Raw genomic sequence first — 794 nt, forward strand, 5'->3', positions numbered from 1 at the left:
ATGGCAAAAGGTAAATTCGAGCGTACAAAGCCTCATGTGAACATCGGCACGATTGGCCATGTCGATCATGGCAAGACGTCGCTGACGGCGGCGATCACCAAGTATTTTGGCGAATACAAGCGCTACGACCAGATTGATGCGGCGCCCGAGGAGAAGGCGCGCGGCATCACCATCTCGACGGCGCATGTCGAATACGAGACGGCCAACCGCCACTACGCCCATGTCGACTGCCCCGGCCACGCCGACTATGTCAAGAACATGATCACCGGTGCTGCGCAGATGGACGGCGCGATCCTGGTCGTGTCGGCCGCCGACGGCCCGATGCCGCAGACCCGCGAGCACATCCTGCTGGCCCGTCAGGTCGGCGTGCCGTCGATCGTGGTGTTCTTGAACAAGGTCGACCAGGTCGACGACGCCGAGCTGCTCGAGCTGGTCGAGCTCGAGGTGCGCGAGCTCCTGACCAAGAACGAGTTCCCCGGCGACGACATTCCGATCGTCAAGGGTTCGGCGCTTGCGGCTTTGGAAGATTCCGACAAGAAGATCGGCGAGGATTCGATCCGCGAATTGATGGCTGCGGTCGACGATTACATCCCGACGCCGGTTCGCCCGCTCGACAAGCCGTTCCTGATGCCGATCGAGGACGTGTTCTCGATCTCTGGCCGCGGCACGGTGGTGACCGGCCGCGTCGAGCGCGGCGTGGTCAAGGTCGGCGAGGAGCTTGAGATCGTCGGCATCCGTCCGACCACCAAGACGACCTGCACCGGCGTCGAGATGTTCCGCAAGCTGCTCGACCA

At 62.6% G+C, this 794-nt stretch carries 1 protein-coding gene; it reads left to right on the forward strand.

The window, feature by feature from the left end; genetic code table 11:
* On the forward strand, positions 1-794 hold a 794-nt coding region (locus AC0L2C_RS34135), incomplete at its 3' end, for an elongation factor Tu (protein ID WP_128173268.1).

Source organism: Mesorhizobium sp. WSM4845 (assembly GCF_055811455.1).